The sequence below is a fragment of the Streptomyces coerulescens genome (assembly GCF_042657965.1).
GTDB lineage: Bacteria > Actinomycetota > Actinomycetes > Streptomycetales > Streptomycetaceae > Streptomyces > Streptomyces coerulescens.
In genome coordinates, this window is record NZ_JBHSKM010000008.1 from 550,167 (window position 1) to 566,462 (window position 16,296).

Annotated in this window: 15 protein-coding genes; 5 read left to right on the plus strand and 10 right to left on the minus strand. The window is 71.2% G+C overall.

All coding sequences use genetic code 11. The features are described 5' to 3' along the window. Positions 1–135: 135 nt before the first annotated feature. On the minus strand, positions 136–1,302 hold the full coding sequence (gene alr / locus ACFPQ9_RS16740; RefSeq protein WP_380853459.1) for an alanine racemase: 1,167 nt from the start codon (positions 1,300–1,302) through the stop codon (positions 136–138). A 56-nt stretch (positions 1,303–1,358) separates the two neighbouring features. Further along, positions 1,359–2,267: a L,D-transpeptidase family protein gene (locus tag ACFPQ9_RS16745; RefSeq protein ID WP_380853461.1), complete on the minus strand. Its 909-nt coding sequence runs from the start codon at positions 2,265–2,267 to the stop codon at positions 1,359–1,361. 98 nt (positions 2,268–2,365) lie between these two features. Here ACFPQ9_RS16745 and ACFPQ9_RS16750 point away from each other — a divergent pair, with 98 nt between their 5' ends. The 3 genes from ACFPQ9_RS16750 (at position 2,366) to ACFPQ9_RS16760 (ending at position 5,654) form a co-directional block, all read left to right on the plus strand. After that, the gene (locus tag ACFPQ9_RS16750) at positions 2,366–2,737 is read left to right on the plus strand and encodes a holo-ACP synthase (protein WP_380853463.1); all 372 of its coding nucleotides are present in this window, start codon (positions 2,366–2,368) and stop codon (positions 2,735–2,737) included. Between the two features lie 75 nt (positions 2,738–2,812). Next, positions 2,813–4,249, plus strand: coding sequence for an NAD(P)H-hydrate dehydratase (locus tag ACFPQ9_RS16755; RefSeq protein WP_380853465.1), 1,437 nt, complete (start codon positions 2,813–2,815; stop codon positions 4,247–4,249). Positions 4,250–4,472: 223 nt separating this feature from the next. After that, positions 4,473–5,654, plus strand: a complete 1,182-nt coding sequence (locus ACFPQ9_RS16760) for an FAD-dependent monooxygenase (RefSeq protein WP_380853467.1) — start codon at positions 4,473–4,475, stop codon at positions 5,652–5,654. A 6-nt stretch (positions 5,655–5,660) separates the two neighbouring features. Here ACFPQ9_RS16760 and glmS read toward each other — a convergent pair whose 3' ends face one another. The 3 genes from glmS to ACFPQ9_RS16775 all read right to left on the minus strand — a co-directional run bounded on the left by glmS (position 5,661) and on the right by ACFPQ9_RS16775 (position 9,444). Then, positions 5,661–7,508: a glutamine--fructose-6-phosphate transaminase (isomerizing) gene (glmS, locus tag ACFPQ9_RS16765; RefSeq protein WP_380853469.1), complete on the minus strand. Its 1,848-nt coding sequence runs from the start codon at positions 7,506–7,508 to the stop codon at positions 5,661–5,663. Positions 7,509–7,624: 116 nt separating this feature from the next. Next, complete coding sequence (locus ACFPQ9_RS16770; protein ID WP_380853471.1) at positions 7,625–8,434, minus strand: ABC transporter permease; 810 nt, start codon at positions 8,432–8,434, stop codon at positions 7,625–7,627. Continuing rightward, on the minus strand, positions 8,431–9,444 hold the full coding sequence (locus ACFPQ9_RS16775; protein WP_380853473.1) for an ATP-binding cassette domain-containing protein: 1,014 nt from the start codon (positions 9,442–9,444) through the stop codon (positions 8,431–8,433). The genes ACFPQ9_RS16770 and ACFPQ9_RS16775 overlap by 4 nt, the downstream gene beginning before the upstream one ends. Positions 9,445–9,624: 180 nt before the next feature. Between ACFPQ9_RS16775 and coaA the strand changes: the two genes are divergently transcribed. Beyond that, positions 9,625–10,593 carry a type I pantothenate kinase gene (gene coaA, locus ACFPQ9_RS16780; protein ID WP_380853475.1) on the plus strand — a complete coding sequence of 323 codons (969 nt, stop codon included), beginning with the start codon at positions 9,625–9,627 and terminating at the stop codon, positions 10,591–10,593. 16 nt (positions 10,594–10,609) lie between these two features. After that, positions 10,610–11,557, plus strand: a complete 948-nt coding sequence (locus tag ACFPQ9_RS16785; RefSeq protein WP_380853477.1) for a DUF389 domain-containing protein — start codon at positions 10,610–10,612, stop codon at positions 11,555–11,557. Here ACFPQ9_RS16785 and ACFPQ9_RS16790 read toward each other — a convergent pair. The 5 genes from ACFPQ9_RS16790 to ACFPQ9_RS16810 all read right to left on the minus strand — a co-directional run bounded on the left by ACFPQ9_RS16790 (position 11,554) and on the right by ACFPQ9_RS16810 (position 16,290). Then, positions 11,554–12,081, minus strand: a complete 528-nt coding sequence (locus ACFPQ9_RS16790) for a hypothetical protein (protein WP_380853479.1) — start codon at positions 12,079–12,081, stop codon at positions 11,554–11,556. The genes ACFPQ9_RS16785 and ACFPQ9_RS16790 overlap by 4 nt on opposite strands. Before the next feature lie 139 nt (positions 12,082–12,220). After that, complete coding sequence (glmM, locus tag ACFPQ9_RS16795) at positions 12,221–13,579, minus strand: phosphoglucosamine mutase (RefSeq protein ID WP_380853481.1); 1,359 nt, start codon at positions 13,577–13,579, stop codon at positions 12,221–12,223. 235 nt (positions 13,580–13,814) lie between these two features. After that, entirely contained in the window at positions 13,815–14,327 is a 513-nt protein-coding gene (rpsI, locus tag ACFPQ9_RS16800) for a 30S ribosomal protein S9 (RefSeq protein ID WP_019754544.1), read from the minus strand. Between the two features lie 42 nt (positions 14,328–14,369). Then, the gene (rplM, locus tag ACFPQ9_RS16805; RefSeq protein ID WP_356583574.1) at positions 14,370–14,813 is read right to left on the minus strand and encodes a 50S ribosomal protein L13; all 444 of its coding nucleotides are present in this window, start codon (positions 14,811–14,813) and stop codon (positions 14,370–14,372) included. 196 nt (positions 14,814–15,009) lie between these two features. Then, positions 15,010–16,290, minus strand: coding sequence for a glycosyltransferase family 87 protein (locus ACFPQ9_RS16810; protein ID WP_380853484.1), 1,281 nt, complete (start codon positions 16,288–16,290; stop codon positions 15,010–15,012). Positions 16,291–16,296 lie beyond the last annotated feature (6 nt).

Here is a 16,296-nt window from a genome sequence, read left to right on the forward strand (position 1 = left end):
GTGCCGTTGTGACGTGGGTGGTGGCTGGTGCCGGTGTTTCGATCATGCGTCCCGCTACGGGTTACCCGTCTCGTTCCACATTCACTTAGCCGCACACAGATGGACGCATCACATAGCCCGCATCACAGCGCCGCATCACATGGACGCATTCCTATAGACGCGTGGAACGCGTGTTCCGATCCGGGTGACGATTTCGTACGCGATGGTCCCCGCCGCCTGCGCCCAGTCCTCGGCGGTGGGCTCGCCGCCGTCCCCGGGCCCGAACAGCACGGCCCGCGCACCCGGCTCGGGTTCGTCCCCGCCCAGGTCGACGACGAACTGGTCCATCGCGATCCGTCCCGCGACCGTCCGCCACTTGCCGCCGACCAGCACCGGCCCGGCGCCGGAGGCGTGCCGCGGGACGCCGTCGGCGTAGCCCAGGGGGACCAGGCCCAGGGTGGTCTCGCCGGGGGTGACGTAGTGATGGCCGTAGGAGACGCCGTGGCCGCCCGGCACATGCTTGACCAGGGCCAGGGACGCCGACAGCGTCATCACGGGCCGCAGCCCGAAGTCGGCGGGGCTGCCCAGCTCCGGGCTGGGCGAGATGCCGTACGTCGCGATGCCGGTGCGCACCAGGTCGAAGTGGCTGTCCGGGAGGGTGAGCGTGGCGGGCGAGTTCGCGAGGTGCCGCACCTCGGGCCGCGCTCCCTGTGCCTCGGCGTACGCCACCATCTCCCGGAAGCGGGCGAGCTGGGCGGCGATGGAGGGGTGCCCGGGCTCGTCGGCGCAGGCGAAGTGCGACCACAGCCCGGTGATGCTCAGGAGCCCGTCGGCCTCGGCTCGCAGGGCCTCGCGGACCAGCTCGGTCCAGTCGTCACCCGGCTGGCAGCCACCGCGCCCGAGCCCGGTGTCGGCCTTGAGGTGCACACGCGCGGGGGCGCCGGCCCGCCGGGCGGCCTCGGTGACCTCCTTCAGGGCCCACATCCCGCTGACGGAGACGTCGAGGTCGGCCTCGATGGCCTCCCGCCAGGGCCCGCCCGGCGTCCACAGCCAGCACATCATCCGCATGCCGCGCAGCCCGGCGGCCCGCAGCACGAGGGCCTCCTCGGGGGTCGCCGTACCCAGCCAGGTGGCGCCCGCCTCGACCGCCTCGCGGGCGCATTGGACCGCCCCGTGGCCGTACGCGTCCGATTTCACGACGGCCATCAGGGCGGCGCCCGGTGCGTGGGCGCGCAGGGTCCGCACATTGGCCCGCAGGGCGGCCAGATCGATCTCGGCGCGGGCGCGCAGGGGCGCGGTCCGCAGGGCTGTTGTCTCTGTCATCGCGCCCCCAGTGTCTCAGAGGGGTCCGACACCGCCGCCGCGCCGGGAGCCACGGACTATTCCTCTCGCCGGTAGCCCCACACGTACACCCGGTCGCCCTTCTTCAGCACCCCCCACAGCTTCCGCGCGTCCCTCAGCGTCATGTTGACGCAGCCCCGCGAGCCGATGGGGGTGAAGATGTTGCCGTAGACGCCGTGGAAGGCCTGGCCCCCGCTGAAGAACTGGGAGTACGGCATGGGGCTCTTGTACAGCGTCGACACATGGTTCTTGTGCCGCCAGTAGACCGTGTGCCATCCGGTGCGCGTCCCGTACCCCTCCCGGCCGCTCCGGATGGGCACGGGTGGGAACACGATGCGCTTGTTGTGCTGCACCCAGGCCAGCTGCCGGTCGAGGTCGACACAGGCGACCCGGTACTTGCGCACCGGGCACTTCTTGTCGGCGTTCGGGTTCTTGCGGGCGGAGACCAGCTGCATGGTGGCCCACGTCGTCGGACCGGCGTACCCGACGGCGGGCTTGATGCCGTGCTTCTTCTGGAAGGTGCGGATGGCCCGGCAGTCTCCGGTCGACTGCTCTCCGTCGACCGGTCGCTTCAGCCACCGCTCGACCTCGCGCTGCCGCAGCCCGTCCTCCTCGCTGCACGTCACGTCCCCGAAGGAGTCCATGGGATCGACGTACTCCACCAGGTCGTACGCCTCCTCCGGGGCGTCCCGGGGCTCGACGGCGTCCTCCTGCCGGCTGGGCTTGTACACCTTCGGCGTCAACGCCTGGTCGGGTGTGTCCATCTGCGAGAGCGGAAGCAGGGTCAGGGGGATGCCCGGCACGAGCCTGGCAGCCTGCGGTCCAAACGTCGGGGGCACCGGGTCCGCGGAGTCCAGTGAGTCCGCCGAGGCGCCGCCGACGGGCAGCATGGCCGCCCCGGCGAGCAGCACGGCGACGCTCCGGCGTGCGATACGTCTGCTGATCATGCGCACAGAGAAGCGTGAGGGCCCGCTCGCGCGCGGACGCCGCGCGGCGGGGTCACTCTTTTTGAGGACCATTTCCCGGGGCCCTTAGGGTGCTCGGCATGAGCATCATCGGGGTCGGCATCGACGTGGCCGAGATCGACAGATTCGGGGCGGCGCTGGAACGCACCCCCGGGCTGGCCGAACGGCTCTTCCTCGAGCGCGAGTTGCTGCTGCCCGGAGGCGGCCGCCGGGGCATCGCCTCACTGGCCGCCCGCTTCGCCGCGAAGGAGGCCCTCGCGAAGGCGCTGGGTGCCCCGGCTGGGCTGCTCTGGACCGACGCCGAGGTCTGCGTGGAGGACAGCGGCCAGCCCCGCCTGCGGGTGACGGGCACGGTGGCGGCCCGTGCCGCGGAACTCGGTGTCCGGTCCTGGCATGTGTCGCTGAGCCACGACGCCGGGGTGGCCTCGGCGGTGGTGGTGGCGGAGGGCTGAGCCACGGCGGTCCGCGGGTGCCGGCCGGGTGGGACGGAGGCGACGCGCCCCGCCCCGTGCGGGAGACTCGATCGCATGCGGACTGCGTACAGCGTGGAGACGGTAAGGGCGGCCGAACGGGAGCTGATGGCACGGCTCCCGGACGGGGCGCTGATGCAGCGGGCGGCGGCCGGACTCGCCTCGGCCTGCGCGGATCTGCTGGGCCGGGTGTACGGCAGCCGGGTCGTGCTGCTGATCGGCAGCGGCGACAACGGCGGCGACGCCCTGTACGCCGGTGCCCGGCTGGCCCGGCGCGGAGCGGGCGTCACGGCGGTGCTGGTGGCGCCGGAGCGGGCGCACGCGGGCGGCCTCGCGGCGCTGCGGCGGGTGGGCGGCCGGTCGGTGGGGGTCGCCGGTGCCGAGGAGTTGATCGAGCGCGCGGACCTGGTCGTGGACGGCATCGTCGGCATCGGTGGCAAGGGCGGGCTACGGCCGGACGCGGCGCCGCTGGCCGACGCGGCGGCCCGGTCCCGGGCCGCGGTGGTCGCCGTCGACCTGCCGAGCGGGGTGGACGCCGACACGGGTGAGGTGCGTGGCTCGGCGATCCGGGCCGACCTCACCGTCACCTTCGGCACGCACAAGCCGGGCCTGCTGATCGACCCGGCGCGGGAGTACGCCGGTGTGGTCCGGTTGGTGGACATCGGACTGGCGCTGCCGGCGGACGCGACGGAGCTGGAGGCACTCCAGCACGCGGACGTGGCGCGCCTGTTGCCACTCCCCTCGGCGGAGACGGACAAGTACCGGCGGGGCGTGGTGGGCATCGCGGCGGGCTCGGCCCGCTACCCGGGCGCGGCGGTCCTGGCCGTGGCGGGCGCGCTGCGCGGCGGGGCAGGAGCCATTCGCTACGTCGGTCCGGCCGCGGACGCGGTGATCGCCCGGTTCCCCGAGACGCTGGTGTCGGACCGGGGACCGAAGAAGGCCGGCCGCGTGCAGGCGTGGGTGGTCGGCCCGGGCGCCGGGGACGACGCGGCGACGGTGGCGGAGGTGCTGGCGACGGACGTACCGGTGCTGCTGGACGCGGACGGGCTGCGACTGGCGGACGCCGGGGCGGTACGGGACCGCGGGGCACCGACCCTGATGACCCCGCACGCCGGGGAGGCGGCGGCGCTGCTCGGTGTCTCCCGCGAGGAGGTCGAGGGGGCCCGGCTGGCTTCGGTACGGGAGTTGGCGCGGCGGTATGCGGCGACCGTGCTGCTGAAGGGCTCGACGACGCTGGTGGCCCGGGCGGGCGGCACCGGTGCGGTCCGGGTCAACCCGACGGGAACCGGCTGGCTGGCCACGGCCGGCAGCGGCGATGTGCTGTCGGGCCTCGGCGGATCACTGCTGGCGGCAGGACTCCCGGCGGCCGACGCAGCAAGTGTGGCGGCGTACCTCCACGGCCTCTCGGCGAGATTCGCGGCGGACGGGGCGCCGTTGGGGGCGCACGACGTGGCAGAAGGGATCCCTCAGGCTTGGCGGGATGTGCGGGGTTAGGAGGACGGGAGCACTCTCACGCGGCGCGGCGATGAACCGGCGTACCCGCAACTGACCAGGGGCGCGGGGCTGTATCAATATGCGGCTCCGCCGCGTGGGCGCGACCAGCCCCCGCCCACCGCGGACGGTTACGCGCCGCCACCACCCTCCCCTTGACCCGCGCTCCCCACTCCGCGAGGTTGACGTGAACGGGCGGGCAGGTCCGGCGAAGTGAGGTCGTGGGATGCGGGCGATCGTCGTGGGGGCGGGCATCGGGGGACTGGCGGCGGCGCTGAGCCTGCGGCGCGCCGGCGTCGAGGTGACGCTGGTGGAGCGGGCGCAGCGGTTCACGGACATCGGCGCCGGAATCCAGCTGGCACCCAACGCCACACGGGAGTTGCGCCGGCTGGGTGTGCTGGACGTGGTCGCCGCACGGGCCGCCCACCCGCCGCATGTCAGCTTCCGTACCTGGTCGGACGGTTCGGAGATCTGCCGGTACGCGCTGGGCCGGGATGCCGAGGAGGAGTTCGGGGCGCCGTATCTGGTGGTGCACCGGGCCGATCTGCACAGCGCGTTGGCCGCGGCGGTGCCCCCGGAGTCGGTGCGTCTGGACACCACGGTCGTCGCCGTCGACCAGGACGAGGGGGCCGCCCGGGTGACGACCGCGACGGGTGAGCGCCTGGCGGCGGACCTCGTGGTCGCGGCCGACGGGATCCGTTCCTCGGCCCGCCAGTGGCTCTTCGGCAGGGACGAGGCGGTGTTCTCGGGAACGGCCGCATACCGTGCCCTGCTCCCCGCCGACGAGGTGGCCGACCTGGGTCTCCCCCCGCTCGCCGCCTGGCTCGGCCCGGACCGCCACTTCGTCCACTACTGGGTGCGGCGCGGCGAACTGCTCAACGTGGTGGCCGTGTTCACCACCGAGGCGGCGGCACAGGAGTCCTGGACGGCGCAGGCGGAACCCGGCGAACCGCTGCGCGCGTTCACCGGCTGGGACCCCCGCGTCCGTACGGTCCTCGAACGCGCCGGCCAGGTCCTGCGCTACGGCATCTACACCCGCACCCCGCTCACCCGCTGGAACCTCGGCCGAGTGGCCCTTCTCGGCGACAGCGCCCACGCGATGGTCCCGTTCCAGGCGCAGGGCGCGGCGCAGGCGATCCTGGACGCGGCGGTACTGGGCGACGCGCTCAGCACGGCGACGCCGAGCGAAGTACCGGGCGCCCTGGACGACTTCGTCCGGCGCCGCCTGGCGGCCGCCACGAGCATGCAGTCCCGCTCGTCCCGGGCGGGCGGGGAGTTCCACCTCCCGGACGGGCCGGAGGCGGCGGCCCGCAACACCCGTATGGCAAGGCACGCGACGGCGCACCGGTTCATGCCGCAGGCGTCGGCGTGGAGGGTGGACGTCCGGCAGGCGAAGCCGGACCTTTGAGCGGCCTCACTCCACGGTCACCGACTTCGCCAGATTCCGCGGCTGATCCACCTCGTTCCCCCGGGCGGTGGCCAACTCGCAGGCGAAGACCTGCAACGGCACCGTGGCCACCATGGGCTGAAGCAGGGTAGGAGTCGCCGGAATCCGGATCAGATGGTCCGCGTACGGCACCACCGCCTCGTCCCCCTCCTCCGCGATCACGATGGTCCGCGCTCCGCGCGCCCGGATCTCCTGCATGTTGGACACGATCTTGTCGTGCAGAACCGAACGCCCGCGGGGTGAGGGCACGACCACCACGACCGGCAGGTCGTCCTCGATGAGGGCGATCGGCCCGTGCTTCAACTCCCCCGCCGCGAACCCCTCGGCATGCATGTAGGCGAGTTCCTTCAGCTTGAGCGCGCCCTCCAGGGCAACGGGGTACCCCACGTGCCGGCCGAGGAAGAGCACCGTGTTCTTGTGGGCGAGCGACCGCGCCAGCGCCCGGACGGGCTCCATCGTCTCCAGGACCCGCTCGACATCGCTGCCGATGTGCGACAGATCGCGGATGACGACATGGATCTCGTCCCCCCACTTGGTGCCCCGCACCTGCCCGAGATAGAGGGCGACCAGATAGCAGGCCACCAGTTGCGTCAAGAACGCCTTCGTCGAGGCGACCGCGACCTCCGGCCCGGCGTGGGTGTACAGCACCGCATCGGACTCGCGCGGGATGGTCGACCCGTTGGTGTTGCAGATCGCCAGCACCTTGGAGCCCTGCTCACGGGCGTGCCGCAGCGCCATGAGCGTGTCCATGGTCTCGCCGGACTGGGAGATGGCGATGACGAGGGTCTGCTGGTCGAGGATCGGATCCCGGTAGCGGAACTCGCTGGCCAGCTCCACCTCGCACGGGATCCGCGTCCAGTGCTCGATGGCGTACTTGGCGATCAGTCCGGCATGGAAGGCCGTACCGCAGGCGACGATGACGACCTTGTCGACCTCGCGCAGCTCCGAGGCGCTGATCCGCACCTCGTCCAGCGTCAGGGACCCGGCGGCGTCGATGCGCCCCAGCAAGGTGTCGGCGACAGCCTTGGGCTGCTCGGCGATCTCCTTGAGCATGAAGTAGTCGTAGCCGCCCTTCTCGGCGGCCGAGGCGTCCCAGTCGACGTGGTACGACCGCACGTCCGCGGGCCGCCCGTCGAACCCGGTGACACTCACCCCGTCCCGCCGCAGTTCCACGACCTGGTCCTGCCCGAGCTCGATCGCCGACCGCGTGTGGTCGATGAACGCGGCGACGTCCGAGGCGAGGAAGGCCTCCCCCTCCCCGACACCCACCACGAGCGGAGAGTTCCGACGCGCCCCGACCACCACATCGGGCTCGTCCGCATGCACGGCGACGAGCGTGAAGGCACCCTCCAACCGCCGGCAGACGCGCCGCATGGCCTCGGCGAGATCGGCACAGCCCGAGAACTCCTCGGCGATCAGATGCGCGACGACCTCGGTGTCGGTCTCGGAACGGAGCTCATGGCCCCGCTCCGCCAACTCGACCCGCAGCGCGGCGAAGTTCTCGATGATCCCGTTGTGCACCACGGCGACGCGCCCGGCGTTGTCGAGATGGGGATGCGCGTTCGCGTCCGTGGGCCCTCCATGAGTGGCCCAGCGCGTGTGCCCGATCCCGGTGGTCCCGGTGGGCAGGGGCCGCTCTTTGAGCTCCTTCTCGAGATTGACGAGCTTCCCCGCCTTCTTGGCGGCGGCCAGCCCCCCGTCCGCCGGCACGGCGACCCCCGCCGAGTCGTATCCCCGGTACTCCAGCCGCTTCAGCCCGGCGGTGACGATCTCGAGCGCCGACTGCGACCCCACGTATCCCACGATTCCGCACATGCGCGGCAGCCTACGACCGAACTCCGTCCAGAAAAGGCCGTAGCGTGCCCGATTTCGGAAATTCCTACGGTGGTACGAACGCCCGGACCGGCACCTTCCGCCCGGTCGACGGACCCTCAGGTCTTCGCCCGATACGCCCGCATGGCCAACGGATAGAACACCACGGCGATCCCCGCGGCCCACACCAGCGACCACAGCACCGGCTCGGCGACCGGCCCGCCCAGCAGCAACCCCCGGAACGCGTCCGACAGATGGGTCACCGGATTCACGTCGCTCCACGCCTGCAGCCACCCCGGCATCGTGTCCACCATCACGAACGCGCTGCTGGTGAAGGTGATCGGGAAGATGATCGTGAACGCGAAGGCCTGCACCTTCTCCGCGTCCCCCGCCAGCATCCCGATCAGTACCGCGCTCCAGGACACCGCGGCAGCGAACACGATCACCAGCAGCGTCCCGAGCAGGAACCCGCCCAGCCCGCCGGTGACCCGGAAGCCGAGCAGCAGACCGAGGCCGATCATCAGCAGCAGCGCCCAGAGGTGCTTGGCGAGGTCGGCGGTGATACGGCCGATGAGCGGGGCGGAGCGGGCGATCGGCAGGCTGCGCAGACGGTCGAAGACGCCCTTGGTGAGGTCGGTGTTCAGGGCCATGGCCGTGTACATCGTCATGAACAGCGTGTTCTGGACGATGATCCCCGGCAGCGCGTACTTCAGATACGCCTCCGGCGACCCGGCCATCTGCCCGCCCAGCACATAGGTGAAGAGGAACACGAACATGATCGGCGTGATGCTGTAGTCGACCAGTTCGAGCGGGTTGTGCTTGACCGCCACCAGGCTCCGCCAAGCCATCGTGAACGTCTGCCGCAGTCCGTCCAGCGGTCGCACCCGCCCCGACCTGGTGATCGGCACACTGATGCCTGCGGCGGTCATGACCGGCTCACCGCCTTCTCCAGCTCACTCCCGTCCTCCGATACGGCCGCACCACCGTCCCCCTCCGGCTCGCCGGGCTCGGCCCGGTGCCCGGTCAGGGCCAGGAACACCTCGTCCAGCGAGGAGCGGCGCAGCGCGAGCTCGCCCACCGCTATCCCCTCGCGGTCCAGCGTGCGCACGACGGCCGGCATCAGCTGGGGGTCCTTCACCGGCGCGGTGATCGTCTCGCCCTCGATCTGGGTCTGCGGTCCCGCCGCCTCGGCCACCAGCGCGTGCACCCGCGCGAGATCGTCCGCCTGCACCGGCCGCAGCTCCAGCACCTGCCCGCCGACCTGCGACTTCAGCTGGTCCGGGGTGCCCTCGGCGATCACCCGGCCCTTGTCGATCACCACGATGTCGTCGGCCAGCACATCGGCCTCGTTCAGATACTGCGTGGTCAGCAGGGCCGTCGCCCCGTCCGCGACCAGCCCGCGCAGCAGGTCCCACAGCTCACCGCGGCTGTGCGGGTCCAGGCCGGTGGTCGGCTCGTCGAGGAAGAGGATGCTGGGCCGGCCCACCAGGCTGGCCGCGAGGTCCAGGCGTCTGCGCATGCCCCCGGAGTACGTCTTGGTGGCCCGGCCGGCCGCGTCCGAGAGCTGGAACCGCTCAAGGAGCTCGGCGGCCCGGGCCCGCGCCTCCCGTCGTGGCAGCCCCAGCAGACGCCCGATGAGCAGCAGGTTCTCCGTGCCGGTCAGGTTCTCGTCGACCGCCGCGTACTGCCCGGTCAGCCCGACCATGGCGCGGACGACCCCGGCCTCCCGGACCACGTCGTGCCCGGCCACCTGCGCCCGGCCCCCGTCGGGCCGGAGCAGCGTCGCGAAGATCCGTACCGCAGTCGTCTTCCCCGCGCCGTTGGGGCCCAGCAGCCCGAGCACCGAGCCCCTGCGGGCCGCCAGGTCGACCCCGGCCAGCGCCTCGGTCTCCCTGAACCGCTTGACCAGGCCTTCCGCCTCTATCGCATACGTCGTCATGGGCCACCCCTCGGGGTTCGTGGACCCGGCCCGGGCCCACCTCTTCCACAACTGTGACGCACGCCACTGACATTCCGCGTCTTGTCGGGATTTCCCCCAAAAGCCATCGCGTGACGGATCCCACCCCGCCGTCCGTTCGTACTCCCGTAACAATGGACTGTGATCTCTCCGGTCTCCTCGATGCCCCGGAGCGCCCACCGGCAACGGCCGGAGGCGACTCCCTACGTCGACCTCACCCGCGCCGAGTGGAGCGCCCTGCGCGACAAGACCCCCCTGCCCCTCACGGCGGAGGAGGTCGAGAAGCTGCGCGGTCTCGGCGATGTCATCGACCTCGACGAGGTGCGGGACATCTACCTCCCGCTGTCCCGCCTGCTCAACCTCTACGTCGGCGCCACCGACGGCCTGCGCGGCGCCCTGAACACCTTCCTCGGCGAACAGGGCTCCCAGTCCGGCACCCCGTTCGTCATAGGGGTCGCCGGCTCCGTCGCCGTCGGCAAGTCCACGGTCGCCCGGCTCCTCCAGGCCCTGCTCTCCCGCTGGCCCGAGCACCCGCGCGTCGAGCTGGTCACCACCGACGGCTTCCTGCTGCCCACCAAGGAGCTCCAGGCCCGCGGCCTGATGTCGCGGAAAGGTTTCCCCGAGTCCTTCGACCGCCGCGCGCTCACCCGCTTCGTCGCCGACATCAAGGCGGGCAAGGACGAGGTCACGGCCCCCGTCTACTCCCACCTGATCTACGACATCGTCCCGGACCAGCGGCTCACCGTCCGCCGCCCGGACATCCTGATCGTCGAGGGCCTGAACGTCCTCCAGCCCGCCCTGCCCGGCAAGGACGGCCGCACCCGGGTCGGCCTCGCCGACTACTTCGACTTCAGCGTGTACGTCGACGCCCGCACCGAGGACATCGAGACCTGGTACCTCAACCGCTTCAAGCGGCTGCGCGAGACCGCCTTCCAGAACCCGTCCTCGTACTTCCGCAAGTACACCCAGGTGTCGGAGGACGAGGCTCTCGACTACGCCCGCACGATGTGGCGGACCATCAACAAGCCCAATCTGGTGGAGAACATCGCCCCCACCCGCGGCCGGGCCACCCTCGTCGTACGCAAGGGCCCGGACCACAAGGTGCAGCGGCTGAGCCTGCGCAAGCTGTGACGGCTAGTCTGCCGCCATGCTGCACCTGCGCCTGATCACACCGGCCGACAGGACGGACGACGTGCTCCGTCTGATCGAGGGGACGGTCGGTACGACCCATCTCGCCGTCCTGCCCGGCGCCGCCCGCAACCCGGCGGGCGATCTGGTGCTGTGTGACGTGGCGCGGGAGGCCGGTGACGAACTGCTCACCGGCCTCCAGCAGTTGGGCATCGAGGAGCGCGGCTCCATCGCCGTGGAGAACATCGATCTGTCGTTGTCCAAGCGTGCCGACAAGGCCGAGGCGGAGGCTCCCGGTGAGGGTGCGGACGCGGTGCTCTGGGAGCATCTGGCGGACGCGACGCACGAGGAGTCGACCCTGTCGGTCACCTACCTCGCCTTCATCACACTCGCGACGATGATCGCGGCCTGCGGTGTGGTGCTCGACAACGCGATCCTGATCGTGGGCGCGATGGCGGTCGGCCCGGAGTTCGGGCCGCTGGCGGGCTTCTGCACGGCGATCGTGCAGCGGGCGCCGCGCCTGGCGCTGCGATCGCTGACCGCGCTGCTGGTGGGCTTCGCGGCGGCGATGGTGGTCACGGTGGGCTTCAGCCACTTCATGGACGCGGTGGGCCTGTTCAGCGCCGGGCAACTGGACGCCGAACGCCCCAACACCAACTTCATCTACCGGCCCGACTGGTTCTCGTTCGTCGTGGCCGTCCTGGCGGGCTGCGCGGGCACCCTGTCCCTGACCTCGGCCAAGTCGGGCGCTCTGGTGGGAGTCGCCATCTCGGTGACCACGGTCCCGGCGGCCGCGAACGCGGCGGTGGCCTTCAGCTACAGCGAGTACAAGCAGGCCTGGGGCTCCACGGAACAGCTCCTGCTGAACCTGCTGGGCATCGTCCTGGCCGGCACGCTCACGCTGCTGACCCAGAAATGGCTGTGGGCCAGGCAGCGCGAGCGTCCGGCGAAGGCGGGTGGGGTCTAGGGGATGCGCCTTTCGCAGGTGGCCGGGTTGAGGAAGAGGTCACCGGGGTCCCGGAACACCACATCGGAGCCGCCGCCACAGGAGACCACCGTGTCGACGGTCATGTCGCCGCTCACGCCGATCGTGTCGTTGCCGGCGCCGGTCTCCACGGTGTCGGCGCCCGGACCGCCTTCGACGACGGTGCGCATCCCGACCAGCCCCTGGTAGGTGTCGATGCCGTCGCCCATCTGGATCGCAAGCCCTCCGACGGTGGTGGCGACGCCGCAGTCGGCGCTCGTGGCGGTCAGTCGTCTGCACCCCGGTCCCACCGCGACACCGGTCATGTCCTCGAAGATCAGACGACCTCCGACGACACTGGCCGTCATTTGGTTCGCCACACCGGCACGCGCGTTGAGGAAGGCAGTGCCGAACAGACGGAACGCGGTGGAGCCGGGGGTCTGGGCCGCCGCCGGCGAGGCGAGCGCGGTCACGACGAGACCGGCCGCCAGGGCCGGACCGACCGCTCGCTTCAGGGTGGTGCTCACGATCTTCATGCTGGGTCTCTCACTTTCGTCGAGGCGGGACGCCGCGTAGAGCCCCCCTCGACAAAAGTGAAACAATCAGTCATCAAGTGTGCACATTTTGTGACGTACGATCGAGTGATCCGCGCACGTCCGCGCCGGCTTACCCCAGCGCCGACTTCACCGCATCGGCCAGACGTCCGGCGACGGACCGGGCCTGATCGATGTCGGCCGCCTCGACCATCACCCGCACCAGCGGCTCCGTGCCCGACGGACGCAGCAACACCCGCCCGGTGGACCCGAGTTCCCGCTCGGCCTCGGTGACCGCGGACGCCAGCTCCGCCGAGGTCTTCACCCGCGACTTGTCCACGTCCGGCACATTGATCAGCACCTGCGGCAGCCGCTCCATGACGGACGCGAGGTCCTTGAGCGTACGACCGGTCTGCGCGACCCGCGCCGCGAGCAGCAGCCCGGTCAGCGTGCCGTCACCGGTGGTGGCGTGGTCGAGGATGATGACGTGCCCGGACTGCTCGCCGCCCAGGGCGAACCCGCGCTCCTTCATCTCCTCCAGTACATACCGGTCACCGACCGCGGTCTGCACCAGCGCGATGCCCTCGCGCTCCATGGCGAGTTTGAACCCGAGGTTGGACATCACGGTCGCGACGACGGTCTCGGACCGCAGCTCGGACCGCTCCCGCATCGCGAGCGCGAGCACGGCGAGGATCTGGTCGCCGTCGACTTCCGCACCGGTGTGGTCCACGGCGAGGCAGCGGTCGGCGTCACCGTCGTGCGCGATGCCGAGGTCGGCCCCCTGCTCCACGACCGCGGCCTTCAGCTTCTCCAGGTGCGTGGACCCGCAGCCGTCGTTGATGTTGAGCCCGTCCGGCTCGGCCCCGATGGTGACGATCTCGGCCCCGGCCCGCGTGAACGCCTCCGGCGAGGCACCCGCGGCGGCGCCGTGCGCCTCGTCGAGAACGACCTTCAGGCCGTCGAGGCGGTTGGGCAGCACGCTCAGGAGGTGGGTGACGTACTCGCCGAACCCGGCCTCGTACGACCGCACCCGTCCGACCCCGGAACCCGTCGGCCGCTCCCACGGCTCGCCGTGCCGGTGGGACTCGTACACCGCCTCGATCCGGTCCTCCAGCTCGTCGGCGAGCTTGTGGCCGCCGCGGGCGAAGAACTTGATGCCGTTGTCGGGCATGGCGTTGTGGCTGGCGGAGAGCATGACACCGAGGTCGGCGCCGAGCGAGCCGGTCAGGTGGGCGACCGCGGGCGTCGGCAGAACGCCGACCCGCAGGACGTCCACACCGGCGCTCGCGAGGCCCGCGACCACGGCGGCCTCCAGGAACTCCCCGGACGCGCGCGGGTCCCTTCCGACCACCGCGGTCGGCCGGTGGCCCTCGAAGGTGCCCGCCTCGGCCAGTACGTGCGCCGCCGCCACGGAGAGACCGAGCGCCATCTCGGCCGTCAGATCCGCGTTGGCGACACCACGCACGCCGTCCGTGCCGAAGAGTCGTCCCACTTGTCCTCCTGAGGAAACATCAGTTCCGGTCGCGGAGCCGGCGCACGCTCGCGCGCAGACCGCCGGGGGCTCCCGCTTCCGGGCATTCCATGCCTGGGCATCGGATCACACAAGCCTTTGAACGTCTTGTGCCGTTATACGCCCGAGCCCGGGGATAAGACGAACGCCCCGGCGGCACGGTGGCGTGCCGCCGGGGCGTTCGGAGTACCGGAGTACGAGCAGAGGCAGCTTGCGCTTAGCGCTTGCTGTACTGCGGGGCCTTGCGGGCCTTCTTGAGACCGGCCTTCTTGCGCTCGACCGCACGGTCGTCGCGCTTGAGGAAGCCGGCCTTCTTCAGCGGGCCGCGGTTGTTGTCGACGTCGGCCTCGTTCAGGGCGCGGGCGACACCGAGACGCAGCGCACCGGCCTGACCGGAGACACCGCCACCGGCGATGCGGGCGACGACGTCGTAACGGCCCTCGAGCTCGAGGACCTTGAACGGCTCGTTGACTTCCTGCTGGTGCACCTTGTTCGGGAAGTAGTCCTCGAGGGTGCGACCGTTGATCTTCCACTTGCCGGTGCCCGGAACGATCCGGACGCGGGCGATGGCGTTCTTGCGACGGCCCAGGCCGGCGGCCGGCTGGGGCTCACCGAAGCGCGAGGCGAGGGACTCGGAGGTGTACTCACCCTCCACCGGAACCTCGGACTCGGTGGTGTAGCTGTCGATGTCAAGCTCTTCGAGCGGCTGCTCGGCAGTGGTCTCGGCCACGATTCTCCTCAGATTCTGTTCGGTCTTAGGGGGTGGCCGGACTTACTGCGCGACCTGGGTGATCTCGTACGGCTGCGGCTGCTGCGCGCCGTGCGGGTGCTGGTCACCCTTGTAGACCTTCAGCTTCGAGAGCATCTGACGGCCCAGGGAGTTCTTGGGGAGCATGCCCTTGACGGCCTTCTCGATGGCCTTCTCGGGGTTCTTGTCGAGGAGCTCGTCGTAACGGACGGAGCGCAGACCGCCCGGGTAGCCGGAGTGGCGGTACGCCATCTTCTGGGTCCGCTTGTTGCCGGAGAGGTGCACCTTGTCGGCGTTGATGATGATGACGAAGTCACCGGTGTCGACGTGGGGCGCGTAGATCGGCTTGTGCTTGCCCCGCAGGATGGAGGCGGCGGTGCTGGCGAGACGGCCCAGGACGACGTCCTGAGCGTCAATGACGTGCCACTGGCGCGTCACATCGCCGGGCTTGGGGCTGTACGTACGCACGGTTCGTAGCCTTCGCTTCGAGTGAATGGTCCTGACAGGTCACCGAAACGATCACGACAGCCTGGACCGCACTGCGGCGACGCATACCGCGTACGTGGGGTCGCTGGTCATATCGGCCCGGTGGACCGGTGTAAGGGCCCGTCCCGTGAGAATGAGCAAGCCAATACACAACGAACATGCAGGATACCTGCGGCGCCTAGGCCGGGTCAAAACGGGTCGCCGGGGGCCGCGGCTCCTGCTCTGCACCCAGGGTATCCGCCCGCGGCCCTGGGGGCTGCCACCCCCGGACCCCCGCATCGACTTCGAGGGGCCTCGTCCTCGAACGCCGGACGGGCCGATCTCCGCCGCCCCTCCGGCAGTGCACCGCCAGCGTCATCGCCAGTACACACAACGTGACGGCGTCCCGGAAGGCCCGCCGCTCCCCCGCCTCCAGATACGGCCAGGTCACCCCCCGCAGCTGCGGCACCAGCGCCAGCCAGAACCAGGGCCGCCGGGTCACCGCCCCCTCCTGAAGCGCCCCGGCCAGCAGCAGCGGCACGACGACCAGCAGATAGTGGTCGTACGACGGCCTGGACACCAGGAACGCCGAGAGCATCAGCAGCGCCGCCGTCTCCGCCGGCCGCAGCGGGCCCGCGTCCCCGGCCCGCCACCGCCGATACGCACACGCCACCCCGGCCGCGGCCATCGCGAACGCGAGCAGCGCGGCCCACACCCCCGGCACCCCCATCCGCGGCAGCACCGCGAGCGGCGACGCCTCATAGAGCCGTACGAAACCGTCGTCGCCCCGCAGGAGAAAGGGCAGGGTGCGGGTGAAGAACCCGGCCGGATCCGGCAGCAGCAGGGCCGCGCCCGCCGAGGTCGCCGCCGGTACCCCGGCCAGCCACGCCAGGCCCCGCCACCGCCGCGCGAACACGAACAGCAGCCCCACCGGCGCCAGCAGCGGCTTCAGCGCGACCGCCGCTCCGAGCACCAGCCCCGCCGCCACCCAGCGCCCGCGCCCCACCAGCAGCACCGCGAGCGGCAGCGCGAGCGCCGCGGTCGCCGTCCAGTTCCCCAGCAGCACGAGATGGGCGAACGGCGCGAACCCGACCGCCAGACCGATCAGGCCGAGCGCCGCGAAACGGCTGCGCGGCGGGACACCGTGCAGCCGCAGCGCGCAGACCCAGCCCCCGACCAGACACCCGGTCACCATCAGCGGCACCAGCACGCTCAGCGCACCGCGCGGAACCGCCGTCCACGGAGCCGCGGCGACGACCGCGCTCGGCAGATAGAGGAAGTGGGGGTCGTCATACGGCGATCCACCGGCCAGCCACACCCGTGCCGCCCGCACGACGATCGCGTTGTCCATCCCTCCGTTCGAGGTCAGCCGGGCCGTACGCGCCACGAGGGCCACCAGCACGGCCCCGAGCGCCACCCACAGATGCCATGAGGCCCGTCGTACCAACCACCCGGAGATGTCGCTTTTGTGCTCGCTCATCGACTG

Excerpts from the sequence above, each read along its gene's own strand:
- alr (WP_380853459.1), bottom strand. The coding sequence starts at position 1,302 with ATGACAGAGACAACAGCCCTGCGGACCGCGCCCCTGCGCGCCCGCGCC.
- ACFPQ9_RS16785 (WP_380853477.1), top strand. The coding sequence starts at position 10,610 with ATGCTGCACCTGCGCCTGATCACACCGGCCGACAGGACGGACGACGTG.
- glmS (WP_380853469.1), bottom strand. The coding sequence starts at position 7,508 with ATGTGCGGAATCGTGGGATACGTGGGGTCGCAGTCGGCGCTCGAGATC.
- coaA (WP_380853475.1), top strand. The coding sequence starts at position 9,625 with ATGCCCCGGAGCGCCCACCGGCAACGGCCGGAGGCGACTCCCTACGTC.
- ACFPQ9_RS16750 (WP_380853463.1), top strand. The coding sequence starts at position 2,366 with ATGAGCATCATCGGGGTCGGCATCGACGTGGCCGAGATCGACAGATTC.
- ACFPQ9_RS16760 (WP_380853467.1), top strand. The coding sequence starts at position 4,473 with ATGCGGGCGATCGTCGTGGGGGCGGGCATCGGGGGACTGGCGGCGGCG.
- ACFPQ9_RS16755 (WP_380853465.1), top strand. The coding sequence starts at position 2,813 with ATGCGGACTGCGTACAGCGTGGAGACGGTAAGGGCGGCCGAACGGGAG.
- ACFPQ9_RS16810 (WP_380853484.1), bottom strand. The coding sequence starts at position 16,290 with ATGAGCGAGCACAAAAGCGACATCTCCGGGTGGTTGGTACGACGGGCC.
- ACFPQ9_RS16775 (WP_380853473.1), bottom strand. The coding sequence starts at position 9,444 with ATGACGACGTATGCGATAGAGGCGGAAGGCCTGGTCAAGCGGTTCAGG.
- ACFPQ9_RS16770 (WP_380853471.1), bottom strand. The coding sequence starts at position 8,434 with ATGACCGCCGCAGGCATCAGTGTGCCGATCACCAGGTCGGGGCGGGTG.
- ACFPQ9_RS16745 (WP_380853461.1), bottom strand. The coding sequence starts at position 2,267 with ATGATCAGCAGACGTATCGCACGCCGGAGCGTCGCCGTGCTGCTCGCC.